The 23,531-nt window shown below is 42.7% G+C and carries 22 protein-coding genes; 13 read left to right on the forward strand and 9 right to left on the reverse strand.

All coding sequences use genetic code 11. The features are described from left to right. Window positions 1-2: 2 nt before the first annotated feature. The 8 genes from hutH (at window position 3) to KCV26_12920 (ending at window position 10,549) form a co-directional block, all read left to right on the forward strand. A complete protein-coding gene (gene hutH, locus KCV26_12885; GenBank protein WZX36187.1) occupies window positions 3-1,502 on the forward strand; it encodes a histidine ammonia-lyase in 1,500 nt (499 codons plus the stop codon). A gap of 65 nt (window positions 1,503-1,567) precedes the next feature. Further along, window positions 1,568-3,007 (forward strand): MFS transporter, encoded by a 1,440-nt coding sequence (locus KCV26_12890; protein ID WZX36188.1) that lies wholly within the window; start codon window positions 1,568-1,570, stop codon window positions 3,005-3,007. A gap of 63 nt (window positions 3,008-3,070) precedes the next feature. Next, the gene (uvrB, locus tag KCV26_12895) at window positions 3,071-5,098 is read left to right on the forward strand and encodes an excinuclease ABC subunit UvrB (GenBank protein WZX36189.1); all 2,028 of its coding nucleotides are present in this window, start codon (window positions 3,071-3,073) and stop codon (window positions 5,096-5,098) included. 12 nt (window positions 5,099-5,110) lie between these two features. Continuing rightward, a complete protein-coding gene (locus KCV26_12900; GenBank protein ID WZX36190.1) occupies window positions 5,111-6,775 on the forward strand; it encodes a formate--tetrahydrofolate ligase in 1,665 nt (554 codons plus the stop codon). 112 nt (window positions 6,776-6,887) lie between these two features. After that, window positions 6,888-7,526, forward strand: a complete 639-nt coding sequence (locus KCV26_12905) for a hypothetical protein (protein ID WZX36191.1) — start codon at window positions 6,888-6,890, stop codon at window positions 7,524-7,526. Further along, window positions 7,523-8,236 carry a DUF3307 domain-containing protein gene (locus tag KCV26_12910; GenBank protein WZX36192.1) on the forward strand — a complete coding sequence of 238 codons (714 nt, stop codon included), beginning with the start codon at window positions 7,523-7,525 and terminating at the stop codon, window positions 8,234-8,236. The genes KCV26_12905 and KCV26_12910 overlap by 4 nt, the downstream gene beginning before the upstream one ends. A 10-nt stretch (window positions 8,237-8,246) precedes the next feature. After that, complete coding sequence (locus KCV26_12915) at window positions 8,247-9,260, forward strand: LLM class flavin-dependent oxidoreductase (protein WZX36193.1); 1,014 nt, start codon at window positions 8,247-8,249, stop codon at window positions 9,258-9,260. 206 nt (window positions 9,261-9,466) lie between these two features. Beyond that, the gene (locus KCV26_12920; protein ID WZX36194.1) at window positions 9,467-10,549 is read left to right on the forward strand and encodes a ketoacyl-ACP synthase III; all 1,083 of its coding nucleotides are present in this window, start codon (window positions 9,467-9,469) and stop codon (window positions 10,547-10,549) included. A 55-nt stretch (window positions 10,550-10,604) separates the two neighbouring features. On the opposite strand, the gene KCV26_12925 is transcribed toward KCV26_12920, so the two are convergent. Beyond that, window positions 10,605-10,889, reverse strand: a complete 285-nt coding sequence (locus KCV26_12925; GenBank protein WZX36195.1) for a hypothetical protein — start codon at window positions 10,887-10,889, stop codon at window positions 10,605-10,607. A gap of 189 nt (window positions 10,890-11,078) precedes the next feature. Here KCV26_12925 and KCV26_12930 point away from each other — a divergent pair, with 189 nt between their 5' ends. Further along, window positions 11,079-11,822 (forward strand): 1-acyl-sn-glycerol-3-phosphate acyltransferase, encoded by a 744-nt coding sequence (locus tag KCV26_12930; protein WZX36196.1) that lies wholly within the window; start codon window positions 11,079-11,081, stop codon window positions 11,820-11,822. Between the two features lie 263 nt (window positions 11,823-12,085). On the opposite strand, the gene KCV26_12935 is transcribed toward KCV26_12930, so the two are convergent. Then, complete coding sequence (locus KCV26_12935) at window positions 12,086-13,069, reverse strand: peptidoglycan bridge formation glycyltransferase FemA/FemB family protein (protein ID WZX36197.1); 984 nt, start codon at window positions 13,067-13,069, stop codon at window positions 12,086-12,088. Between the two features lie 215 nt (window positions 13,070-13,284). On the opposite strand from KCV26_12935, the gene galE reads away from it, so the two are divergent. Continuing rightward, window positions 13,285-14,328 (forward strand): UDP-glucose 4-epimerase GalE, encoded by a 1,044-nt coding sequence (galE, locus tag KCV26_12940; GenBank protein WZX36198.1) that lies wholly within the window; start codon window positions 13,285-13,287, stop codon window positions 14,326-14,328. Between the two features lie 118 nt (window positions 14,329-14,446). On the opposite strand, the gene KCV26_12945 is transcribed toward galE, so the two are convergent. From KCV26_12945 to KCV26_12955, 3 genes are all read right to left on the reverse strand, one after another. Then, a complete protein-coding gene (locus tag KCV26_12945) occupies window positions 14,447-14,665 on the reverse strand; it encodes a winged helix-turn-helix domain-containing protein (protein ID WZX36199.1) in 219 nt (72 codons plus the stop codon). 96 nt (window positions 14,666-14,761) lie between these two features. Next, window positions 14,762-15,598: a phosphatidate cytidylyltransferase gene (locus KCV26_12950; GenBank protein WZX36200.1), complete on the reverse strand. Its 837-nt coding sequence runs from the start codon at window positions 15,596-15,598 to the stop codon at window positions 14,762-14,764. Window positions 15,599-15,604: 6 nt separating this feature from the next. After that, window positions 15,605-16,048 carry a DUF5606 domain-containing protein gene (locus KCV26_12955; protein ID WZX36201.1) on the reverse strand — a complete coding sequence of 148 codons (444 nt, stop codon included), beginning with the start codon at window positions 16,046-16,048 and terminating at the stop codon, window positions 15,605-15,607. A 260-nt stretch (window positions 16,049-16,308) separates the two neighbouring features. Here KCV26_12955 and KCV26_12960 point away from each other — a divergent pair, with 260 nt between their 5' ends. After that, window positions 16,309-17,490, forward strand: a complete 1,182-nt coding sequence (locus KCV26_12960; GenBank protein ID WZX36202.1) for a lactonase family protein — start codon at window positions 16,309-16,311, stop codon at window positions 17,488-17,490. Between the two features lie 100 nt (window positions 17,491-17,590). On the opposite strand, the gene KCV26_12965 is transcribed toward KCV26_12960, so the two are convergent. Continuing rightward, the gene (locus KCV26_12965) at window positions 17,591-18,022 is read right to left on the reverse strand and encodes a hypothetical protein (GenBank protein ID WZX36203.1); all 432 of its coding nucleotides are present in this window, start codon (window positions 18,020-18,022) and stop codon (window positions 17,591-17,593) included. A 421-nt stretch (window positions 18,023-18,443) separates the two neighbouring features. On the opposite strand from KCV26_12965, the gene KCV26_12970 reads away from it, so the two are divergent. Further along, window positions 18,444-19,820, forward strand: a complete 1,377-nt coding sequence (locus tag KCV26_12970; protein ID WZX36204.1) for a DUF1080 domain-containing protein — start codon at window positions 18,444-18,446, stop codon at window positions 19,818-19,820. Between the two features lie 40 nt (window positions 19,821-19,860). On the opposite strand, the gene KCV26_12975 is transcribed toward KCV26_12970, so the two are convergent. From KCV26_12975 to KCV26_12985, 3 genes are all read right to left on the reverse strand, one after another. Continuing rightward, window positions 19,861-20,790: a DUF368 domain-containing protein gene (locus KCV26_12975; GenBank protein ID WZX36205.1), complete on the reverse strand. Its 930-nt coding sequence runs from the start codon at window positions 20,788-20,790 to the stop codon at window positions 19,861-19,863. A gap of 94 nt (window positions 20,791-20,884) precedes the next feature. Further along, a complete protein-coding gene (locus KCV26_12980) occupies window positions 20,885-21,415 on the reverse strand; it encodes a TlpA family protein disulfide reductase (protein WZX36206.1) in 531 nt (176 codons plus the stop codon). Between the two features lie 4 nt (window positions 21,416-21,419). Further along, window positions 21,420-22,082, reverse strand: a complete 663-nt coding sequence (locus KCV26_12985) for a hypothetical protein (GenBank protein ID WZX36207.1) — start codon at window positions 22,080-22,082, stop codon at window positions 21,420-21,422. Window positions 22,083-22,450: 368 nt separating this feature from the next. Between KCV26_12985 and pstS the strand changes: the two genes are divergently transcribed. Further along, a complete protein-coding gene (pstS, locus tag KCV26_12990; GenBank protein ID WZX36208.1) occupies window positions 22,451-23,530 on the forward strand; it encodes a phosphate ABC transporter substrate-binding protein PstS in 1,080 nt (359 codons plus the stop codon). The last annotated feature ends 1 nt before the right edge of the window (window position 23,531 follow it).

A 23,531-nucleotide genomic window follows, 5' to 3' on the forward strand; every position in this document is an offset into this window, starting at 1 on the left:
AAGTGAAAAATATCTATTATATCGGAAAAGATGAACTCACGTTCGACGACCTTGAACGGATCATCAATGAAAACATCAAACTCGAATTATCGCAGGAAGCCAAAGAACGTATTCAAAAATGCCGTGATTATCTCGATCGGAAAATGCAAAATCAGCAGGAACCTATTTACGGAATCTCCACCGGTTTTGGGTCCCTATGCAACCGCACCATTTCGAACAACGATTTGCATATGTTGCAGGAGAATCTGGTGAAATCACACGCGTGCAGTGTTGGGGAAGAAGTTAAGCCGGTGATTGTAAAACTGATGTTTCTGCTCAAAGCACACGCACTTTCACTGGGTTATAGCGGTGTGCAGGTAGCAACCGTTCAACGGATGCTCGATCTGTTCAACAACGATATCCTGCCTGTGGTCTACGATAAAGGCTCCCTGGGGGCATCAGGCGACCTGGCACCGTTAGCCAACCTGTTTCTGCCTTTGATAGGTGTGGGAGATGTATATTACAAAGGGCAGAAACGCGATATCGGTAGTGTGCTCGACGAATTTGGCTGGGAACCCCTTACTTTGAAAAGCAAGGAAGGGCTGGCATTACTGAACGGTACCCAGTTTATGTCGGCACACGGAGTGTTTGCGGTTATGAAAGCACAACGCTTGTCGAAACGTGCCGACCTGATCGCGGCTATTTCGCTCGATGCCTACGACGGACACCTGGAGCCTTTTGACGAGAAGTTACACCTTATCCGTCCACACCTGGGACAATTGGAAACGTCACAGAATATTACCCGGTTTCTGGAGGGTAGTGAATTGATATCCCGGGAAAAGAAGCATATACAGGATCCCTACTCGTTTCGTTGTATTCCGCAAGTTCACGGTGCCACCAAAGATGCTATCGCATACGTGAAATCGGTATTGTTTACGGAAATCAATTCCGTGACCGATAATCCTACCATCTTTCCCGATGATGATCAAATCATATCGGGCGGAAATTTTCACGGTCAGCCACTCGCCATTACTTTTGATTTCTTGGCACTCGCCCTCGCCGAACTCGGTAATATTTCAGAACGCCGGGTAGCACAACTGATCCTCGGGAACCGCAGTCTGCCCGAATTTTTAGTGGCTAATCCGGGATTGAATTCCGGATTTATGATTCCCCAATACGTGTCGGCTTCCATCGTAAGTCAGAACAAGATGTATTGCTATGCGGCCTCGAGTGATTCCATTGTATCGTCAAACGGACAGGAGGACCACGTGAGTATGGGGGCTACATCGGCTATAAAATTGCTGAAAGTAATGGATAACCTTGATCTGATTTTATCGATAGAACTGATGAATGCTGTGCAAGCGATGGAGTTTCGTCGTCCGCTTAAATCGTCGCCTGTTATTGAAAAAACCATCAAAGAATACCGGAAAGAGGTACCCTTTGTAGAGGAAGACATTGTCATGTATAAGGAGATTCACAAAACCGTTGCGTTTTTAAACCGGTTACACGTGGATGCGCTGTAAAAGAACGGTGATTTTTTTTATCTTTGCACATTCGAAACACTTTCATAACATAAAATAAAAATTAAATGGTAGAGAAAATTCACAGTACGCTTCGTGATTCTTCCGTGGCAAGATGGACCGCATTAATACTGCTGGCTTCCACAATGTTTGTGGCTTATATGTTTATCGATGTTTTGGCACCCCTGAGTACCATGCTCGAAACTTCGCTGAAATGGACGCCCGACACTTTTGGTGCGGTCGCCGGTTCGGAATACTTCCTGAATGTATTTGCTTTCTTCCTGATATTTGCCGGAATTATTTTAGACCGGATTGGTGTAAGGAAAGCTGCACTTGTCTCCGGTTCCCTGATGGTAATCGGAGCGTCCATAAAGCTGTATGGCATCAGCGATTATTTTAATGCCGGAGGCTTCGGATACGATTTCTTCAACTCTTTCTGGACCGGGTTTCCTGCATCGGCAAAAGTGGCTTCGGTTGGTTTTGCTATTTTTGGTTGTGGGGTTGAGATGGCGGGAGTTACCGTTTCCAAAGGGATCGTGAAATGGTTTGCCGGAAAAGAATTGGCACTGGCCATGGGCCTGGAGATGGCTATTGCGCGGCTGGGTGTTTTTGCCGTATTCCGTTTGTCGCCGTACCTGGCTGAAAAGGGGGGCATTTCGCTTTCGGTAGGTGTGGGGACTTTGTTGCTCCTGATCGGATTGTTGACTTTCAGTGTGTACTTCTTCTTCGATAAAAAGCTCGATTCGCAAACCGATGCTCTCAGAACCGGTAATGAATCTTCCTCGGAAGAGGAGTTCAGGATCAGCGATTTAAAAGCTATATTTACGTCAAAAACCTTTATGGTTGTAGCCGGGCTATGCGTTCTGTTTTATTCAGCGATTTTCCCGTTTCAGAAGTTTGCTACCGGGATGCTCGAAAGCCGTTTGGGAATGACTACCTCCGAAGCGAGCGGCTTGTTTTCCTATTTTCCTATTGGAGCCATGATTTTAACACCCTTGCTGGGATGGTTTATTGATAACAAGGGGAAGGCGGCTACCATGCTGATGTTGGGGTCCCTGCTAGTGATTGTTTGCCATTTGATTTTTGCGCTTACACCGGAGGAAAACTTTACGTTTGCCGTGGCGTTAGGAGCTATCATTGTACTGGGTGTTTCGTTCTCCCTGGTTCCTGCATCGCTGTGGCCTTCAGTTCCTAAGTTGGTGGAAAACAAGGTTTTGGGATCTGCTTATTCCATCATATTCTGGATTCAGAACATTGGATTAATGCTGACTCCGGTTTTGATAGGATGGGCATTAAAAAGAAGTAACCCGGGTATTGCCGAACAGATTGCATCCGGTGAAGCTGTAAAATATAATTATACTGTTCCGATGCTTATCTTTGCCGGATTTGGAGTTGCAGCACTTTTACTGGCTTTCTACCTGAAAGCACTGGACAAGAAAAAAGGCTTTGGGCTGGAACTTCCAAACATTGTAAAGAAAGATCTCGATGCGACAAGCAATCCGGGCTGAAGCAGCGGGTAAGAAATACAGCGGCTCCAAACAAATGGAGGATTAAGTTGTTTTATGACAACTATGCAATTCCAACTTACATCCGAATACAGGCCTACCGGCGATCAGCCGGAAGCCATAAAGGCTTTGACAGAGGGACTCAGACAGAAAGTCCCCTATCAGACGTTGTTGGGAGTTACCGGTTCGGGAAAGACATTTACCATTGCCAACGTGATAGCACAATTGAACAAACCCACGTTGGTGCTGAGCCACAACAAGACACTGGCAGCACAACTGTACAGTGAGTTCAAAGGCTTTTTCCCAAATAATGCGGTGGAGTATTTCGTCTCTTATTACGACTATTACCAACCCGAGGCTTATATTCCAACTACAGACACTTACATTGAGAAAGACCTGTCCATTAACGATGAAATTGAAAAATTGCGTTTGGCAGCCACTTCATCGTTGCTCTCGGGACGAAACGACGTGATTGTTGTTTCGTCGGTCTCCTGCCTCTACGGAATCGGAAATCCGGAGGATTTCAACAAAACGACTGTGGATATCAGCGAGGGACAATTGCTGGAACGGGACCATTTCCTGCGGTTGCTTGTAAACAGCTTGTATTCGCGCGACGAAACCGCCGAATTCAGCCGGGGAAATTTCCGCGTGAAAGGGGATACGGTTGATGTTTTTTTGGCATACCACGATTATATCGTACGCGTAATCTTCTGGGGCGATGAAATAGAAAGTATCGAAACGGTCGACCCGCTCACGGGAGTGACCACCGAGCGCCTGAACTCCTACCGGATTTTTCCGGCCAACCTTTTTGTAACTACCAAAGAACGGATTTTTCGCGCCATAGATGAAATCCAAATCGATCTGGGAAAACAGGTGGAGTTTTTCCAGTCCATCGGAAAACCCCTTGAAGCCAAGCGCCTGTACGAACGTGTTACGTACGATGTGGAAATGATCAAGGAGATTGGGTATTGCTCGGGCATTGAGAATTATTCACGCTATTTTGACGGGCGTTTGCCCGGAACACGGCCTTTCTGCCTGCTCGACTTCTTTCCCGAAGACTACCTTACCGTTATCGACGAAAGCCACGTGACTATCCCTCAAATCCGGGCGATGTACGGCGGTGACCATTCGCGGAAGCTTAACCTGGTTGAATACGGTTTTCGCCTGCCTGCAGCCATAGATAACCGCCCGCTTACGTTTGAGGAATTTGAAGCACATACGCCTGAAATCATTTTTGTAAGCGCTACTCCTGCCGATTATGAATTGGAAAAATCGGAAGGGATTGTCGTAGACCAGCTGATCCGCCCGACGGGATTGCTCGACCCGCCCATTGATGTGCGCCCGAGTTTGAATCAGGTTGATGATTTGATGGAGGAGATTCAGCTGCGGGTAGAAAAAAATGAACGTGTCCTCGTAACCACACTCACCAAACGCATGGCGGAAGAACTGACCGATTACCTTTCACAGCACGATATACGTTGCAACTACATCCATTCCGACGTAGAAACACTCGAGCGCGTGAAGATTATGGATGATCTGCGAAGCGGGATTTTTGATGTGCTCATCGGAGTCAACCTGCTTCGCGAAGGATTGGATCTTCCCGAAGTTTCGCTTGTCGCTGTCCTGGATGCCGACAAGGAAGGTTTCTTACGGTCGCATCGTTCCCTGACACAAACCGCCGGGCGTGCCGCCCGAAACGTTAATGGGAAAGTCATATTCTATGCCGATAAAATAACCGACAGCATGCAAACGACTATCGGTGAAACTAACCGTCGGCGGGAGAAGCAGATAAAATACAACGAACAACACGGCATTACGCCACAACAGATAATAAAAGCCCGGTCATCCGCGCTAAACAAGGAGTATACGGTTACCGCCGGAGCCAGGGCATACGTAGAGCCCGATTACTATTCCATGGCTTCGGAACCGTTGCCCGAATATGCTACTGCAGACGATCTGAAAACAAAAATCGAACAGACCCGAAAGGCTATGCTGTCCGCTGCCAAAAAACTGGAATTCCTTGAAGCGGCGAGGTTGCGTGATCAGTTGATAAAATTGGAAGACGAACTTGCAGAGAAGTCTAACATATCTTAAAACCGCATATAAATGAAATCAGACATTCAGATTGCAAGAGAGACACCGCTAAAAAAAGTAAAGGAAGTAGCAGAAAACATAGGTATCGACCGGGATGAGGTGCATAACTACGGTCCGTACATGGCAAAAGTGCCCTTGCGGTTAAAAAATCAGGAAAAAATTGACCAAAGCAAGCTGGTTTTGGTTACGGCTATTACACCCACCAAAGCAGGAATCGGGAAAACGACCGTTTCCATCGGCTTGGCATTGGGACTGAACAAAATTGGTAAAAAAGCCATTGTCGCATTACGTGAACCCTCATTGGGCCCCGTATTTGGAATGAAAGGAGGAGCTGCTGGCGGCGGATATGCCCAAGTACTTCCCATGGAGAATATCAATTTGCATTTTACCGGTGATTTTCATGCGATAACATCGGCTCACAACACAATATCGGCACTCCTGGACAATTATATTTTTCGTGTTCAGGGCACACCCCATGAGATCAAGGAAGTGCTTTGGAAGCGGGTGCTGGATGTTAACGATCGCAGTCTGCGCTATATCGTTACTGGACTTGGCCCGGGAAATGGAGTTCCGCTCGAAGGTGGTTTTGATATTACAGCAGCATCGGAATTGATGGCTATTTTGTGTCTGGCGGAGGATGAAGAGGACTTGCGTCGACGCATCGAAAATATTTTATTGGGTTATACGCGGGAAGACAAGCCGTTTACGGTAAAAGACCTGGGTGTTGCAGGTGCCATAACCGTACTGATGAAAGACGCCATTCATCCCAATTTGGTACAAACGACTGAGAATACGGCAGCATTTGTTCATGGAGGCCCCTTTGCAAATATCGCACACGGTTGCAATTCGGTCTCTGCTACAAAAATGGCCATGTCGTATGGCGAGTATGTGATTACCGAAGCCGGTTTCGGTGCCGATCTGGGAGCGGAAAAGTTTTTTAATATTAAATGTAGAAAAAGTGGTTTGCAACCCAAACTAACGGTTATTGTCGTTACTGCGCAGGGACTGAAAATGCACGGCGGAACTCCCGAAGCCGATATCAGACAGCCTGACATGGAAGGACTGAAAAAAGGGTTGGAGAACTTGTCGAAACACCTGGAGAATCTGGCCTCTTTTGGTCAAACTGTTGTGGTGGCATTCAACAAATATGCTTTTGATACACAGGATGAAATAGATGCTGTGGCTGAGTTTTGTCGCCAACGTGGGGTTCGTTTTGCCGTAAACAATGCGTTTGTTGAAGGCGGGCAGGGAGCTGTTGAGCTGGCTAATGCAGTAGTGGAAGCCATTGAAAAAGAGCCGTCTCAACCGTTACAGTTTACTTATTCCGATGAAGATTCCATCCGGACAAAACTCGAAAAAATTGCACTTAATATTTACGGTGCACGGGATGTAGTCTTTAACGAAAAGGCATTAAGGCGATTGAAGAGAATAGACGATACTCCACTGGCAAAATTTCCGGTTTGCATAGCAAAAACGCAATTCTCGTTCTCTGCCGATCCAAAGGAGTATGGTGTAGCCAAAGGATTTCGCTTTAAGATCAACGATATTGTAATTAACCAGGGATCGGAGTTTATTGTCGCTATTGCCGGCGAAATGATGCGTATGCCTGGCCTTCCCGCTGATCCACAAGCCAAAAGGATTGATATTGTGAACGGAAAAGTGGAAGGATTGAGTTAGTTGCAATTTAGGATTTATGGTGTGAAATTATCGCTTATATCAGCGATAATTTCAAATATCGTTATTTCTCACGATATTTTGATATATCATTTTTTCTCACGATATTTGTCGGATGATAGCAATAATAAAAGGAGACATTGTCTCGTCTCGAAAAATAGAGAATTCCGAAAAGTGGCTATTGCCGCTGAAAGGCTTGTTCAATGAATGGGGAAAATCGCCCGGACAGTGGGAGGTCGTGTGGGGCGACTCGTTTCAACTGGAAGTAGATCGCCCGGAAGAAGCCCTGAAAAAGGCGTTACGGGTGAAAGCATTAATAAAGAAGATAGTTTCGGATGAAACTAATAAAAGCCTTATTGATGTGAGAATGGCGATAGGCATAGGAGGAAAGAGTTATACGGGCGAACGGATAACGGAAAGTAACGGAGAAGCGTTTATAAATGCCGGAGAAAAATTTGAAGAACTGGAAAAAGAAAAATTCAATTTGCTTGTTAAAAGCCCCTGGCCGGATTTTGACGGGGAAATGAATCTTTTTATCAGGCTGGCCTCAGTTTTTATGGATAAATGGTCGGTCGCTTCTGCTGAGTTGGTGGAGGTGGTATTGAAACATCCCGATTATACCCAAAACGAGATTGGTAGCCGGCTGGGGATAAAACAAAACTCTGTAAGCGGAAGATGGAAAAGGGCCAATATAGATGAAATTTTGTCTATGGAGCAGATGTATCGGCGCAAATTAGAAAGGTTGCTTTTATGATTATACTTGTCAAGCTTATCTTAATGCATCTGGCCGGTGATTTTATTCTTCAGTCAAAATCTTGGGTTGAGGAAAAAGAAAAACAAGGCATAAGATCCATCAAGTTGTACTTGCATGGCCTCATTCACGGTGTGTTGGCATGGCTGGTTCTATGGGATTTACGGTATTGGGCTGTGGCACTTTCAATTGCCATTGTTCATGTCGGGATAGACATGGTGAAATTGTCTTTTCAGAAAAAAAACAATAAAACCGGGTGGTTTCTGATGGATCAGTTGTTGCATGTGTTGAGCATTGTGGCTTTGTGGTACCTGTTTTTTAATCCGGATATATCTTTCGGCGCGCTGGCTGAAAATCTACAATTTTGGATTTACGTGACAGCAATTCTTTTCTTAACTGTGGTGTGCGGTATAGGGATTCAGGTGCTGTTAACAAACTGGACAAAAGATATATACCTCGATAAAGAAAAGTCGTTACCCAATGCCGGCCGTTATATCGGTATTCTGGAAAGACTTCTGGTTTTCCTGTTTGTCGTTTTGGGGCGTTGGGAAGCTATTGGGTTTCTGATCGCGGCTAAATCAGTATTTCGTTTTGGCGATTTGAAAGATTCGCGAAACCGGAAACTGACAGAGTATATTCTTATCGGGACCTTGTTGAGTTTTGGAATAGCTATTGTTACGGGAATTCTCACTTTATATATCTCTATTGTCTGACAAAACCGGAATGAGCAAATTGAAACTATCCATACTTGATTTAGCTAAATTTACTGAAGAAACCAAAACTGCTTCAGAAGTACTGAATCAATCCACAGAAATAGCCAAACTTGCCGATAAACTGGGGTACACCCGTTACTGGTTCGCAGAGCATCATAATACCTCTATGATCATGAGCATGTTTCCCGAAATTATGGTGGCACATGTTGCGACGCAGACTCAACGGATTCGTGTAGGAACGGGAGGAGTGATGTTGCCCAATCACAGTGCTTTCAGTGTTGCCGAACGGTTTGCTATGCTTGAGGCATTGTATCCCGGCAGAATAGATCTGGGTATAGGACGTGCACCAGGAACCGACGGACGGACAGCGCTGGCTCTTCGAAGGTCGTGGGAGGCCATTAAGCAGGATACGTTTCCCGAACAATTAACGGAGCTTCTGGGATTCTTGGGCCACAACCTGCCCGACAAACATCCTTTTGCCCACATCAACGCATCGCCAGACCCATTTCTCATCCCCGAAATCTATATGCTTGGTTCCAGTACCGGTGGTGTTGAGTTTGCCTTGACAAAAGGATTGCCTTTTGTATTTGCGGCACAGATAAACGCAGATTTGGCGGTCCCTGTGCTTACCATGTATCGCCGGCAGTTTAAGCCTTCGGAATATCTTCAGGAACCTAAAAGTATTCTTTCGATTATGGTTTTTACAGCAGAAACCGATGAAGAAGCTTATTATCAGGCAGCGCCCGCTATTCTACACTGGACGATGTTGACTGTTGGTAAGAGGATTGTTAATCCTACTTTTGAAGAAGCGCTTTCATATAGGTATTCACTTCAGGAAGAGGCGGTGAAGCAAAGCATTATGCGGAAGTTCGTTATCGGCTCACCCGGTAAAGTTTCCGAAATGCTTTGGCAATGGGCCAAAGAAACCCTGGTGGACGAGATCATTATTTTCGATTTGTATTCGCAGATGAAAGGACGCCGACAGGGTTACGAATTGCTGGCAAAAGAATTGGGATTAAGTTAATTTCAGGTATTGTAGAAAAAAGGGATATGCCCTGCTGAAAAACCGGTGAAGTTTAATTGTATTGATAATAAATTGCTACCTTTGCTGAGAAATTAGGTTATTGTTTGTGGAGATTGATGATGGAACGAGCGTGAAGCCAGCGGTTTGAGTTGCGCTGAAACGATTATACGACCTTCATCTGAAAATAAATATTATTACTTTATTATATGAAAAAAATATACAGCCTGATTACCGGAACCGGAAGTTATGTTCCTTCCAAAGTTGTTAAGAATGATGACTTTTTGAATTATGACTTCCTGGAGTCGACGGGTGAAAAAATCGACAAAGAAAATCGCGAAATAGTGGATAAATTTGAAGAAATAACAACTATTTCCGAACGAAGGTATGCCGAAGATCATCAACTAACCTCTGATCTGGCTCTCATTGCAGCAGAACAAGCCATCGAATCTGCAGGGATTGACAGGGAAGAGCTTGATTATGTGATTCTGGCACATAATTTTGGAGAAACCCAACCGAATGATACCCGTATTGATATATTGCCTACGCTTGCTTCGCGCGTAAAGGCTAAACTTGGTATCCGGAGTCCACAGGCTATTGCATACGATATTTTGTATGGATGTCCGGGCTGGGTTCAAGCCCTTATTCAGGCAGATTATTATATTCGTTCGGGTGACGCAAAAAAGATACTGGTCATCGGTGCCGATGTACTATCGAGGATTTCAGATCCGCATGACCGCGATAGTATGATTTATGCTGATGGAGCTGGTGCTGCCATTGTAGAAGCAGTGGAAAGCGAAACGCCGGTGGGTATTATCGGGCATAATTCGCGAAGCGATTCCATGGATTATGTAAACTTGCTTCACATGGGATATTCGTACGACAGAGAGTTGGCCGGTAAAAAGGATTTATACCTGAAAATGAACGGCCGTCGTTTATATCAGTATGCATTGGAAAATGTTCCCAAAGCTATAAAATCAGGTCTGGACAAGCTTAAATTGCATGTAAACGATGTGAAAAAAGTACTGATCCATCAGGCAAACGGAAAAATGGATGATGCCATTCTCAAAAGACTGTTTAAGTTGTATAACATCAACGATATTCCAGAATCGGTAATGCCTATGACGATTTCGTGGTTGGGAAACTCATCTGTTGCTACAGTTCCCACTTTATTGGATATGGTGATGAGAGGAGCCATGAATGGACACTCCATCTCGTCCGGAGATAATCTGGTGCTCACATCGGTAGGTGCAGGAATGAATATTAACAGCGTCATATACAGGATGCCATAACACAAAAAAAGAGGATTTTTTAATCCTCTTTTTTTGTGTTATGCAATTTTTGTAATTAATTATACAGCGCAAACTCGTCTTTACTGTATGCCAGGTTTTTCATTGCTGTGAACAAAAAATAGGGAACAACCAGAAGAATAATTGCCCAGACAATGTTACCCACAATAGTTCCTTTTTTCATGTTATTCACATAGAGATGCCCCAAAAAACCCTCAATTACCAATAGTAAACCAATTAAAAGGTTTGTGTTGTTGGTCGTTCCGCTAAAAAAAGGAAGCGCCAAAATCAGCACGCCAATAATCATTACTATTACGCCTGAATACCTTGCTAATTCTTTCATGTGTGTTTATTATATTATGTTTTTGATTTCGTAGCACAAATAAACACAAAATTCCACAAATAATAAAATTATTTAAGCTAAAAATTCAATTATGACATCAAAAACCTTCATGAAGTTGAAAACAACCTTTTTTATAATCAGGGGATAGCAAAAAATGATTATTTTTGTTAGTGCGAATTTTCTTGTGTTATGAAGTTGATAAAAAGGATTTTCATATTTTTATACCAGTGGCTTATTTTTGCGCCCATTTTCCTTCTGTTTACTATTTTAACAGCATTGACGGTAATGGTCTTTGCTCCCGTTTTTGGAAGTCGGTATTGGGGATATGTGCCCCCGAGATGGTGGTCAAGAATGACTTGCTGGCTGGCTTTATGCCGGATAAAGAGCAGCGGACACGAAAATCTCAATTCTAAACAGTCTTATGTTTTTGTAGCCAATCATCAAGGAGCTTTCGACATTTTTTTAATTTACGGTTTTTTGAACCAGAACATAAAATGGGTACAAAAAGCCAGCTTACGCAATATACCTTTGGTAGGCTTTGCATCGGAAATGGCCGGCCACGTTTTTGTGGATAATTCCAGCCCTGCAGCTCGTGCCAATACGATTCGTGAAGCCAAAAAGAAAATGACGGATGATGTTTCCATTATGCTCTTTCCTGAAGGAGCCCGGTCACGTACCGGGAAACTGGGACATTTTAAAAGGGGAGCTTATCAGATTGCTTACGACCTCAGATTACCTATCGTTCCGCTAACAATTAACGGCCCTTTCGATGTGATGAAACGTGGCTCACTTTGTTTAAAACCCAATAAACTGGAATTGATTATTCACAAGCCTATTTGTACTGAAAATTTGAATGAATGCGATATCCCTACATTGATAGATGAATCAAGGAAAATCATTCATTCTGCTTTGTGGGAGAAGTTTAAAGATTAAAACTAAAAGGAATCCGGAGTGTGGATCAATATAAAAAGAAAATGGTTGTCTCACGACAACCAATCTCCATTGTTAACCTTAAATCTAATACCATGAAAAACACGATGCAAATATAGCGTGCTTTTTAATTACAGCCAAATGTAAGGGTGAAAAAGTGACTACCCTTAACTTTATTTAATCTAAAGGGGTTAATGCAATCGAGTGCATGCGAAATTGTTTACACAATTTTGCATTATAGGTTTCGGATAAATTCTTTTTCCCAGTTAATCGTATAATTTTTTTGCAAAAAAATTGAGCAAACGCCAGTTGAAGCGGTACCAACGCCTTGTCGATTTGGGTTTTCCCCCAAATTGAAGTAAGAAACGAGGCTTTCCAGCATTGATATTCAGGTAACCCGAATCCATAAAATCGAAAAATTCATATCCCTCTTTTTCAGCTATTTCCATTGCTGAATAGATAGTGAGAACAGTAGGATAATATGTTTTGTACCTTTTCTCCTTTCCCCAAAAATAAAGTACATAAACCGTTTTTTGTTCAAACCCGAGGATAATTCCGCCAATGATCTTTTCGTTGTAACGGCTGATCAGCATCTTTCCTTTTCCCTGGGGAACATAACAGTTGAAAAAATTCTCGAAGTATTGGTAAGGTGGAAATTTGTTCGACATTTTCCAATTCCTGGACTTGTCAATCAGTTTATAAATTTCCCGTAATTTATCGTGAGAAGTGAGTTCTTCAACAACGACACCTTTCCGCCGGGCTTTGTTGACCTGATTTTTCCGGGTAGAAGACAATTGGTCCCATATCTTTCTTTTTCGTTGTAACGAGTTTCGCACGTTAATCCACTTTGCAGAGTAGAATCCATTTTCACGGAATCCTTTATACCCGAAAACAGCATCGTTCAAGTTCCGGTATTCGATAAAAAAAACCTTGTTCTCAACTTCTTTTACCAGGGAAGAAATAAGTAAATCGAAAATTTCTATCTTGTTGACGTTTTCAACGTAAAAGCTGGGCTGCTGGGAAATATAACACCTTTTGAACGCCGAACCATACACCAGCCGATTGATGCGCATGATAAGGGCAAACATTGAAGCTACAGGTTTATGATCGTAAAAGACAACTATCATCAGAGGCCTGTAAAAAGAAATATTTTTGTTCCAGTCAAACGAAGAGACGTAGTGAAAAAACTTCACATCGCTCAAAAGAGGAAGATCCTCCTTGTTGTAATATGTTTTAACCTGATAATCCATTATCTGTGAACTACACAAAAATAGGAAAAAACTTTGATAAAAACATATGTTAACGGAAATATTGATTGAATGCCTATTGCCATTCTTTCTTGAGGCAACTTGGACCAAGGTATTACCCGAACTTTGTTCTCTTGCGGAAATTACAAAAATACTGAAAATTACCTGTTATTTTATTAACTTTGTAGCCTATAGTAAAAAAGTTGAAAGTATTCTTTATGTCAAAAAAAATTCTTGTTACAGGCGGGACCGGATACATAGGTTCGCACACGGTAGTTGAGCTGCAACAAGCCGGCTATGAAGTGGTCGTTATAGATAATTTATCCAATTCAAATGCGGAGGTAATCGAGGGGATTGTCAAAATTACGGGAATACGGCCTGTTTTCGAAGAACTCGACTGTGTCGATTTTCCAGCGATGAGAGCGTTGTTCGAAAAATATCCGGGAATTGATGGTGTTGTTCATTTTGCAGCCAGCAAAGCGGTAGGTGAGTCGGTTCAAAAGCCGCTATTGTATTACCGCAACAACCTGGTATCGTTGCTCAACCTGCTGGAACTGATGCCGCAGTTTCATGTGAAAGGCATCGTTTTTTCATCGTCTTGCACGGTCTACGGTGAACCCGATAACAATCCCATCGATGAAAGTGCGCCCATAAAGCCCGCGGAATCGCCTTACGGAAACACCAAACAGATAAACGAAGAGATAATCCGGGATTTTATTTATTCCGGTGCTCCCGTAAAAAGTATTATTTTGCGCTATTTTAACCCGATTGGTGCACATCCATCAGCTGAAATCGGCGAACTGCCTATAGGTGTCCCGCAAAACCTGGTGCCGTACATTACGCAAACCGGCATGGGAATCCGTGAACAATTAAGTGTTTTCGGCAACGATTACAATACTCCCGACGGCTCATGCATCCGCGATTTTATTAATGTGGTTGATCTGGCCAAAGCGCACGTGACAGCCATTGAGCGAATGCTCACGGATAAAGTGGATGAAAAAGTGGAAATTTTCAATCTCGGTACGGGAAAGGGAGTATCGGTGCTGGAACTGATAGATGTTTTTGAAAAGGTTTCAGGCAAGAAGCTGAATTACAAGATTGTAGGCCGAAGAGAAGGCGATATCGAACAAATATGGGCTAATCCCGATAAAGCAAACAACGTTCTTGGCTGGACAGCAAAGGAGACTATCGAAAATACCGTGGCATCGGCGTGGAGATGGCAGCAGCGTATAGCTTCGGAATCTCCTCATTCCCGCGTATAAATAATTTGAAATCCTGCTTATTTTGCCTGCAAAAGGTAAAATAAGCAGTAGTGCAGTCTCTTCGGTAATTTTATCTTTCGATAGCGGCGTACCGAAATTGATTCTTCTTTAGGCTTTACTAGAAATAATAGTCTACAATAAGGTAGTAATAGTGCTTGTTGTTTGGTCTTTCCTCAATTTCTATCTTGTTTTCTCGGGCCAACCAACCGATAGCCGTGTACACTTCTATTTCCGTCAAGCCTGATTTTTCCATCAATTGAGAAACGTCCCATTTCTCACTGCTGTTCAATAAATTCCAGATGATGCCGGCGTTTGTTCCAATTGCTTTCTTGTTCATCTTATTACGTCTTAGGTGTATGACAATTATAGTTGAAACAGCAAGAGGCTACAAAAGTTCAATGGAGACAACCTATATTTTTAAAGAAAAACGAGGTTAGGAAACAAGCATAATAGCGAGATAAATATAAACTGCCGGTATGGCAATAAGCAGGCTGTCGATTCGGTCGAGAATACCACCGTGTCCGGGAATGAGGCTGCCGGAATCCTTTACTTCGTAAGTTCTTTTAATGAGTGACTCGAACAGATCCCCCAAGGTGCCGAAAAGTGCTGAAACAATGCTGAATCCTATCCAGAAAAGCAGTGAATAATCGGTAAAGAAAGAGGAAAGAACGACAGCAGCCAAGACAGAAAATACAATTCCCCCGATGAAGCCCTCGACGGTTTTTTTGGGCGAAATCCTTTCGATAAACTTGTGTTTCCCCAAGAGGGAACCTACCACGAAAGCCGCCGTATCATTTACCCAGATAATAACGAAAATAGCCAGCACAAAAGCAAAGTAATACTCGTTGGAGAGCGTTTGATATTGATAGGACAATAACATCAGTATGGAAAGCGGCAACGTAACGTAAATTTGTCCGAAAAAGGAATAGATAATGGCGTGGAGAATATCTTTCCGGTTTATGAAAATCGCCGAAGCAAACAGGATAAGCAAATAGGTTATGGAGCTTAGGGGCAACGCAATCTTGCAAATATTCTCCAAATAAAGATATGCCGAAAGAAAAATAAGGAAACCGGAGGCAATATTGAACGCTTTACTGATCGCATGAGAGGTGTTTTTTTCAGTCATCCGGTAAAATTCATAAAGCCCGATAACTAAAAATAGCCCGAAAACAGCGATAAAGGAGTATTTACCTCCCAGAATACCCACTAAAATAACGGCAATATAAATAATTCCCGCTACTATCCGAGTGAACAAGTTTTTAGGGTTCAATTGATTTTATTTTTCGTTGTTTTCCGGTTCGTTACCGGCAGGTCCTTCGGCATTGGCTTCCTCCACTTTTTCGAAATCGATTTTGCTGTTGATAAGAATATTATACCAGCTCAATATCTTCTTTATGTCTGAAGCGTATACTTTTTCGGTGTCATAGTTGGGCAACACCTCTCCAAAATAGCGGAAGACTTCTCCGTTGGATGACTTTGAGCCAAGAGCCGTTTTTTCTCCGTTCTCCTTTTCTTTTATTTTCTGGAAAACTTCGCGCAACGGCACATCTTCTTCGGTTGTGTAGATAGAGACATCGCTGAGGGCAACCACTTTTTCGGTCAAATAAACGGGAACTCTTTTGCCGTCGAGAAGCGATTCCACGATATTAAGGTTTTTACTGGTAGAGATAAGTTTATATAAACCCGGCTTTCCGGAAACAGACAATATCTTCTTTAGCATACTCAAATTTTTTAGTTCAAAATAGTTTGCAAAAATACACAGTCTCCGGCAATTTTACAACACAAAACGGCAATTGTTTTTTCCCGACGATGGTTATATCCGTAAAAAGATGTAATTTCGCATGTGACTGTCCAGTTCGTAAACGGTTGCCAACAATGCATGTCCGTTTAAAGATTTGACAGTGATCGTGAAAGGTGTGTAAATTCAGTAAAGAAGTACAACATTAGGCTGATTTAAGCTAACAAACAAATACAATACAAATGAAGAGAGAAGTCATTTTCGCGCTCATCTGCGCTGTTTTATTCGTAACGTGCACCAACAGAAAAACAAAAAAAGAAGATATGGATACAATGAATAAAGTCGTTGCTTCGGCAACACCAAATGATCTGTTTTTGCTTGTAGGAACTTATACTTCAGAAGAAGGGAGCCAGGGTATTTATGTTTATAAGTTTGATACAGAAACCGGTAGATCTGACTCCCTGAGTCTGGCTGAAGCCGTAAATCCATCCTATCTTGTGGTAAGCCCTGACGAAAAATTCGTATACGCTGTAAGTGAAAATGGGGATGGGAAAAGCACCTCTGTCGCATTTGCGTTCGACAAGGAAAGAGGAGTGCTTCAGTTTTTAAATTCGAGTTATACCGAAAGTCCGGGACCGTGCTTCATAGAGATGGATAAAGCAGGCAAAAGCGTTCTTACGGCAAATTATGTGGGTGGAAGTATTTCAGTATTTAAGGTAAAAGATGACGGAACGTTGTCTTCTGCTGAAGCGGTGATTAATTTTGAGGGCTCGGGACCCGATACGACACGGCAGAAGAGCTCCCACCTGCACAGCATCCGGTTTTCTCCCGATACGAGATTCCTGTTCGCCGCCGACTTGGGAACAGATAAAATATATCGCTACAGCGCTATAGGTTCGGTTTTCGAAGGCCAGCCGGTACTTTCCCGGGAAAGCTTGAAAGAATTTCCTGCTCCCGCCGGTTCAGGACCGCGTCATTTCGATTTTCATCCCACCGGAAAATATTTTTATCTGCTGGGTGAGTTGTCGGGGGATGTAATCGTGTATGATTACGATGAAGGAGACTTAAAAGAAAAACAAGTTATTGCTACGGACTCAGTGGTAGGTTCACGTGGAAGTGCAGATATTCACGTTTCGCCAGATGGGAAATTTCTATATGCCTCCAACCGGCTTCAAGCCGATGGTATAGCCATATTTTCGATTGACCCGGACGACGGAACCCTTACCAAGGCTGGTTATCAGCCGACGGGACGACATCCCCGGAATTTTGTGATCACTCCCAATGGAAAATTCTTGCTTGTGGCTAGCCGTGATGACAATAAAATTCAAGTTTTTATCATCAACAATAAAACCGGCTCTCTCACCGATACCGGACAAGATATTTATGTCAGCAAACCGGTTTGTTTGAAGTTTGCGGCGATGTAGTGCGGCGATACATCAAAAAAAACGCCGTCTTTTGTAAAGCGGCGTTTTTTTGATGTAAGAAAGGGAAGTCGATAACCAAAAATTGCTGGTTTACATTTTTTTAGCGATTTGCCTGCGGTTTTCGCTGTCGCGGTTCGCGTAACGAATTTAATTTTTTCATTTTTTCTTTTCCGATAATACGCTCCAGTTCAGCTTGGTTTTCCTTCATTTCTTTTTCGCGTAGAGTACGCATTTCTTCACGATTTTTTTCCCGGTTTGTTGTCACTTGTTCGCGTTGTTCCCGGAACTTTGCCATTTGTTCTGCACGTTTGGCATCTTGTTTTTCCAGTAAGGCCTGTACTTTTGCGGTTTGATCGGCAGTCAGCTCCAATTGTTTCGCCATCCATTCGGCACGCTCTTTTGCCGTCATTCTCATCTCCTGACGCGTACGACTGTTGTCGTCGACTCTTTGTTTTCTTTGCCCGTTTTGTGCTGAAATCGGCAAGCCGATTGTCAGCATGGTAACTAACATGAACATTGCATACTTTTTCATACTTCAAATTTTTTAATGTTGATAATAGGTAGAAATTAAAAATTTATCGTTGTTATGACGTTTAAAGGTAGTGAAATGTTTAATTCAAAACGACTGTTTAACTATAATTATATTGCCATAATAGTCGATTAATCAATTATTTAAATGGAAATATCGGTTGTTTATACAAAATAATCCATCGTTCGTCGATAAAAAAAGCCGGTTAGTCTATGGCTTCGGAAGCATTTTGTTTTTAGTTTTTTTTGGAAATAATTTTTATCTTTGTATGGATGATTAGCCTGTTGTTATTTCTTATCGAGCCTTTGGTTACTTGTTTGTTTTATCCGTTTTCATACAGGTTAACGGATGACAATGCGGAATCCGACGGTTGAATTTTTTAAAAGTAACCGCTAGCTTTATTGCCTAAATACATTCAATGCAAATGAAAAAAACAACCTTGCTCTTTAGCCTGTTATTGCTGTTTTTTGCGACGCTTAACGCACAAAAATCGGGGAATCCTGTTTTCCCCGGCAGGTATGCCGATCCCGAAGCGACGGTTTTAGGTGATAAATACTGGATTTATCCTACTTTCTCGGCCCCCTACAACCAGCAGGTGTTTATGGATGCCTTTTCCTCTTCCGACCTGGTGAATTGGACAAAGCACAGCAACATTATCGATACCGCACAGGTCAAATGGGCAAAGAGAGCTATGTGGGCTCCTGCCATTGTGGAGAAAGGCGGAAAATATTACCTTTTTTTTGCAGCCAATGATATTCAAAGTAATGAAAGCGAGGGCGGCATCGGTATTGGCGTTTCGGAGCGTCCCGAAGGTCCTTTCCGTGATTACCTGGAAAGACCGTTAATCGATAAGTTTCATAATGGAGCAGGCCATAATTCGGTCATCAATGTGCCCGGCACAGATGAGTGGTTTATTGTATATCATCGTCGCCCACTGACAGAAAAAGACGGAAATTCCCGCATGACCTGTATTGACAAGTTGGAGTTTGGTGCTGACGACAAGATTCTGCCGGTTGTAATGACAAATGAAGGTGTTGGCGCACGGCCGGTAAACAAAATCAATTCATTCGCCGGACAGAAGAAAACTTCACAAAAATACATTCAGTTGTTTAATGGAAAGAATTTGGAGGGATGGTACACTTTTTTGAAAGGAAAAGGGAAAAACAGTGATCCCAACGAAGTGTTTACCGTAAAAAACGGCAATATTGTTATATCGGGCGAAGAGTTTGGTTGCATAACTACCGATGAGGAATTTGAAAATTACAAACTGACCGTTGAGTTCAAATGGGGTGAAAGAACTTTTGCACCTCGCGTCGACCGGGCACGCGATAGCGGTATATTGTTGCACTCTGTTGGTGAAGACGGAGGATCGGGTGGAATTTGGATGTATTCTATAGAAAGTCAGATTATCGAGGGCGGAACAGGAGATATCATTATCGTAGGTGATGGCACAGACAACTTCTCGGCCACAACAACCGTAAAGCCCGGCGAGCTTGAAGAATCCTGCTTTTACGATCCTGAAGGAGAAGCCAGAACATTTGTTCGCGGGAGGATCGATTGGCACAGTCGTGATCCGCAATGGGAAGATAAAAAAGATTTTCGCGGTGTAAACGATGTGGAAAGACCTGTAGGACAATGGAACCGGATAGAATGTTATGCGATTGGAAGTGAACTTCTCATTTATTTGAACGGCAAGCTCGTGAATCGGGCTTGCAGTGTAAAACCGCAAAAAGGCAAGATACAGATTCAATCGGAAGGAGCTGAAATTTTTATTCGAAAAGTTGATCTTCAACGATTATAGCAAATTATTGTTCTGTGTTACCTGGCAACGCCATCCGTTATTAAAATATTTCCTCCCTCGGATATTTCTCTTCCAGTTTACTGAAAAAATAGGAAGCAACGGTCCCCGCCGCAAAAAGCACCAAACAGAAAAGCAGTGCTCCGGTAAAGCTAAGTCCGGCTGCAGACAATTGAGCGGGCTGGAAAGCTGGAAAGACAACTGTCGGAAAGATTGCCAGTGAAGATCCGATAACCAAACCAAGAATAAAATGATACATTCCCGGATAATATTTTTTAAAAAGATATGCCGCAATTTTCGAGAATAGAATCACACAAAGAATAAATCCGATCACCAACGGAATAATTACCGCGAAATCGAAATCTTTGATACCGGTAGCCATTTTATCATACATCCCAAAGTAAATCAGGAAATTAGAAGGGCTTAGTCCGGGAATGATCAATCCTAACCCCATCAGTAATCCAGATGCAAGCCAAGATAATACGTGTGGATTTACTTCGGTCAGTTGTTTTCCCCCCGCAAGCATCAACGCAAAAATTCCAAGCGCAGAGAGGATAAGGATAAAAAAATCTTTGTTCTTGCGTCCTTGTTTTCCGGCAGTTTTAAATAGCGACGGGAATGTTCCGGCAACAAAACCCACAAACAAACAAACAAACTGAGCAGCATATTGTCCAAAAGCTTTTTCCACTACCACGGCGAAAAGCACAATTCCAACCGCAGCACCGACGGCAAAAGGCAGAAAGAACATTACATTTTTCAGGAATTTCTCTTTCAGGTTAGCGAGGAATTTTATCAGCGGATCGTACATTCCCACAATGACCGCCAGTACGCCGCCCGATAATCCGGGAAGGATAAAACCTATTCCTACTATAATTCCCTTAATAAATCTTACAAACCAATCGGTTACAGGGTTTAGCCCGTGGAGTCTTGCTTTCGGTGAGTTTGTTTCTCTGAATGAATTATTATTGTCCATCGTTTTGTTTAAAAAAACAAAAATACAACTATTTCGTTAAGTGAAACAGGTATCCCCGACTTTAATAAACTTTTTTACCTTAACAAGACATTTTTCACGGTTGCAACAACGAATCTATTGTTTTATTTAATTGAGCAAATTCCTGTTCGTTGTAAAGGCGGGTTAAATAGACTATTTTTCCGTCCTTATCTATCAGTACATTTCGTGTTACTCCGGCTTTGGCAAGTGCATACAGCCTGAAAATAGATTCGTCTTCATCCAGCGTAAGCGGATAAGTTACCTTGACTTTTTCAGCGAACTGCTGAACTTCTTCCGGAGTTTGTCCTCTGCAAACGGCAAAAAGGGTAAAGTCGGGATGCGATTTATATCTGAGATTAAACTCCCTTTCCATAAGCGGCATAATATCCTGACATACTTTGCACCAGCTAGCGGCAAATTGGATTAAAACTACTTTTCCGCGAAGTGATTTCAGTGATTGTGTGTTTCCGTCCTGATAGTGTATCTGAAAATCTGGAGCCGGATCACCTACCGCAACAATAAATCCGGTATCCCGGTTGTCAGTTTCTTCCTTCACGCATCCTGTAAAAAAGCAACACAACAAGAAAAGCATAAAAGAGTATCGCATACTGTCAATAATACTTGTGAACTATATCAATAATGGGCGATTTCGACATATCAACGGGATTTGTCCCTGACTTTCCTTCGGGAATTTCCAGTTGCAGTCCGGCAAAGTGTTTTTCCCAATAAGCTTCAGTTTCGCCTGTCTCCTTGTTTTTGAATGTCATAGAAACAGCAGGAAAAATCGGGTTACGTAAGGAATCTAGATACGAGAAGCGAACAAGCTCGGAACAGTAATACGCATCGTTCCCTTCTTCATAGGCGTAATCATAAGGTCTACCTAGTAGATCTCCGGCGTTTTCAACGGCAAGTGGAACAATGTATTGAAATTCAGGTTTTACCCTTCCTACTGCAATCAGGGGTCTTCCTTTTCGTTTTTCGGCTTTCTGTATGAATTCGTAAAGCAACGTCTGGATGATTCCATCCGAGGGGGTAGCTTCTATGACGTATACGTCTTTTTTATCGAATTTTACTATGCCTACATGGGAATAAGGAACTTCTTCTTTTTGTGATGTGCTTCTTTTAATGGCACTGGTCTGTTCTGATTTGCTTTTTCCGACAATAAACAGTAAATCGCCCTCTTTTAACTCATCATAGTTATGAGTAGTGTTGCATGCCTGAAGAATAATGATTACAGACCAGGAAAGAAGGGAAAAATATTTCTTTAGAAACATGTTGTTTTAGAATTAGGATACAAATATAGAGCAATGTTACTTTTGCGCAAAACCTACGCAACGGATAAAAGCAAATTATTTACAAAATCTGAATGAGTAATATTTTTTATCAGGTAATAATACAATGGGTTATATTATTTTGGGAGGTATGGTTTTTAGTTAGTTTTATCAAAAAAATACGTTGTTTATTATTGTGAGTATCCTGCACTTGTCCAGATTTCACGGTATAAGTGTAAATGGAATAAGACTTGCTTTAAGCATCATTTAACCGCCTTAAAATCTTAATAATTTCGTAACAAAAAAGTAACAGTTTTGTAACATAAGAATTGTAACTTTGCCGTCACTTACAGATAGACTTTAAGGTTTTGATGAAAAAGATTCTACTGTTTCCAGCCATCGTACTTGTTTTAGGTTCTTGTGTCAATCAAAATTCACCCATTAAAGGCAACTCTGCTATATCGGGTGCCGGAGCTACTTTCCCATATCCTTTCTACAACATTGTTTTTCGCGACTATATGCGTGTGAATCCGGGCATGACCGTGAACTACGGAGCCATTGGCAGTGGAGGCGGTATCCGGAGTTTGCGCGATAACTCCGTGGATTTTGGAGCCAGCGACGCTTTTCTTTCCGATAAGGAATTGAAATCAATGAATGCTGAAGTTGTTCATATAGCCACCTGTATGGGAGGTGTGGTGATGGCTTACACGCTTCCGGGCGTTGACAGCTTGCGGTTGACTGGCGAGTTGGTTGCTGAAATTTTTATGGGCAATATCATCCGTTGGGACGATCCGCTTATTGTTCAGGAAAATCCGGATGTAGAACTACCCGATCTGAGAATTACACCTGTTTACCGATCCGATGGCAGCGGTACCACGTTTAATTTCTCCGATTATTTATGCGAGGTGAGTGATAAATGGAAACGCAGCATGGGAAAAGGAAAAGCCCTGAAGTGGAGTGCCGGAATAGCCGCGAAAGGGAACCCTGGAGTGGCGGGAATTGTTCAGCAAACCGAAGGGGCTATCGGTTACATCGGTTCTGAATATGCACTCACATTAAAGCTGTCTACGGCAAAACTTAAAAATAAATCCGGTAATTATGTAGATGCCACACTTGAAACTATCTCGGCTGCTGCTAACGTGGATTTACCCGATGATATGCGGGTCACGCTTACCGATTCTGCCGATCCCAATGCTTACCCAATCAGTCTGTTGACATGGATTTTGGTGTACAAAAACCAGCAATATGCAAACAGAACCGAAAAGGATGCCCGGGATTTAGTCAATTTGCTCACCTACGTGCTCTCACCCGAAGGGCAGGAAGTCGCAGCGAAAATTAATTACGCCCCCTTGTCGGAGCAGGCGTTGATAAAGACACAAAAGTTAATTTCGGAAATCCATTACGGAGGCAAGGTCCTGCAGTCTGCCAATCCGGATCCGTTACCCTGGTAAA

Origin of the sequence: Petrimonas sulfuriphila (assembly GCA_038561985.1) — a bacterium.
Lineage (GTDB): Bacteria > Bacteroidota > Bacteroidia > Bacteroidales > Dysgonomonadaceae > Petrimonas > Petrimonas sulfuriphila.

Bases quoted from the DNA above. Each gene is read 5' to 3' on its own strand.
- pstS (WZX36208.1), top strand. From the start codon at position 22,451: ATGAAAAAGATTCTACTGTTTCCAGCCATCGTACTTGTTTTAGGTTCT.
- KCV26_12965 (WZX36203.1), bottom strand. From the start codon at position 18,022: ATGAAAAAGTATGCAATGTTCATGTTAGTTACCATGCTGACAATCGGC.
- KCV26_12890 (WZX36188.1), top strand. From the start codon at position 1,568: ATGGTAGAGAAAATTCACAGTACGCTTCGTGATTCTTCCGTGGCAAGA.
- uvrB (WZX36189.1), top strand. From the start codon at position 3,071: ATGCAATTCCAACTTACATCCGAATACAGGCCTACCGGCGATCAGCCG.
- KCV26_12905 (WZX36191.1), top strand. From the start codon at position 6,888: ATGATAGCAATAATAAAAGGAGACATTGTCTCGTCTCGAAAAATAGAG.
- KCV26_12915 (WZX36193.1), top strand. From the start codon at position 8,247: ATGAGCAAATTGAAACTATCCATACTTGATTTAGCTAAATTTACTGAA.
- KCV26_12920 (WZX36194.1), top strand. From the start codon at position 9,467: ATGAAAAAAATATACAGCCTGATTACCGGAACCGGAAGTTATGTTCCT.
- KCV26_12980 (WZX36206.1), bottom strand. From the start codon at position 21,415: ATGCGATACTCTTTTATGCTTTTCTTGTTGTGTTGCTTTTTTACAGGA.
- KCV26_12985 (WZX36207.1), bottom strand. From the start codon at position 22,082: ATGTTTCTAAAGAAATATTTTTCCCTTCTTTCCTGGTCTGTAATCATT.
- KCV26_12960 (WZX36202.1), top strand. From the start codon at position 16,309: ATGAAGAGAGAAGTCATTTTCGCGCTCATCTGCGCTGTTTTATTCGTA.
- KCV26_12910 (WZX36192.1), top strand. From the start codon at position 7,523: ATGATTATACTTGTCAAGCTTATCTTAATGCATCTGGCCGGTGATTTT.
- KCV26_12900 (WZX36190.1), top strand. From the start codon at position 5,111: ATGAAATCAGACATTCAGATTGCAAGAGAGACACCGCTAAAAAAAGTA.
- KCV26_12925 (WZX36195.1), bottom strand. From the start codon at position 10,889: ATGAAAGAATTAGCAAGGTATTCAGGCGTAATAGTAATGATTATTGGC.
- KCV26_12955 (WZX36201.1), bottom strand. From the start codon at position 16,048: ATGCTAAAGAAGATATTGTCTGTTTCCGGAAAGCCGGGTTTATATAAA.
- KCV26_12970 (WZX36204.1), top strand. From the start codon at position 18,444: ATGAAAAAAACAACCTTGCTCTTTAGCCTGTTATTGCTGTTTTTTGCG.
- KCV26_12935 (WZX36197.1), bottom strand. From the start codon at position 13,069: ATGGATTATCAGGTTAAAACATATTACAACAAGGAGGATCTTCCTCTT.
- KCV26_12975 (WZX36205.1), bottom strand. From the start codon at position 20,790: ATGGACAATAATAATTCATTCAGAGAAACAAACTCACCGAAAGCAAGA.
- KCV26_12945 (WZX36199.1), bottom strand. From the start codon at position 14,665: ATGAACAAGAAAGCAATTGGAACAAACGCCGGCATCATCTGGAATTTA.
- KCV26_12930 (WZX36196.1), top strand. From the start codon at position 11,079: ATGAAGTTGATAAAAAGGATTTTCATATTTTTATACCAGTGGCTTATT.
- galE (WZX36198.1), top strand. From the start codon at position 13,285: ATGTCAAAAAAAATTCTTGTTACAGGCGGGACCGGATACATAGGTTCG.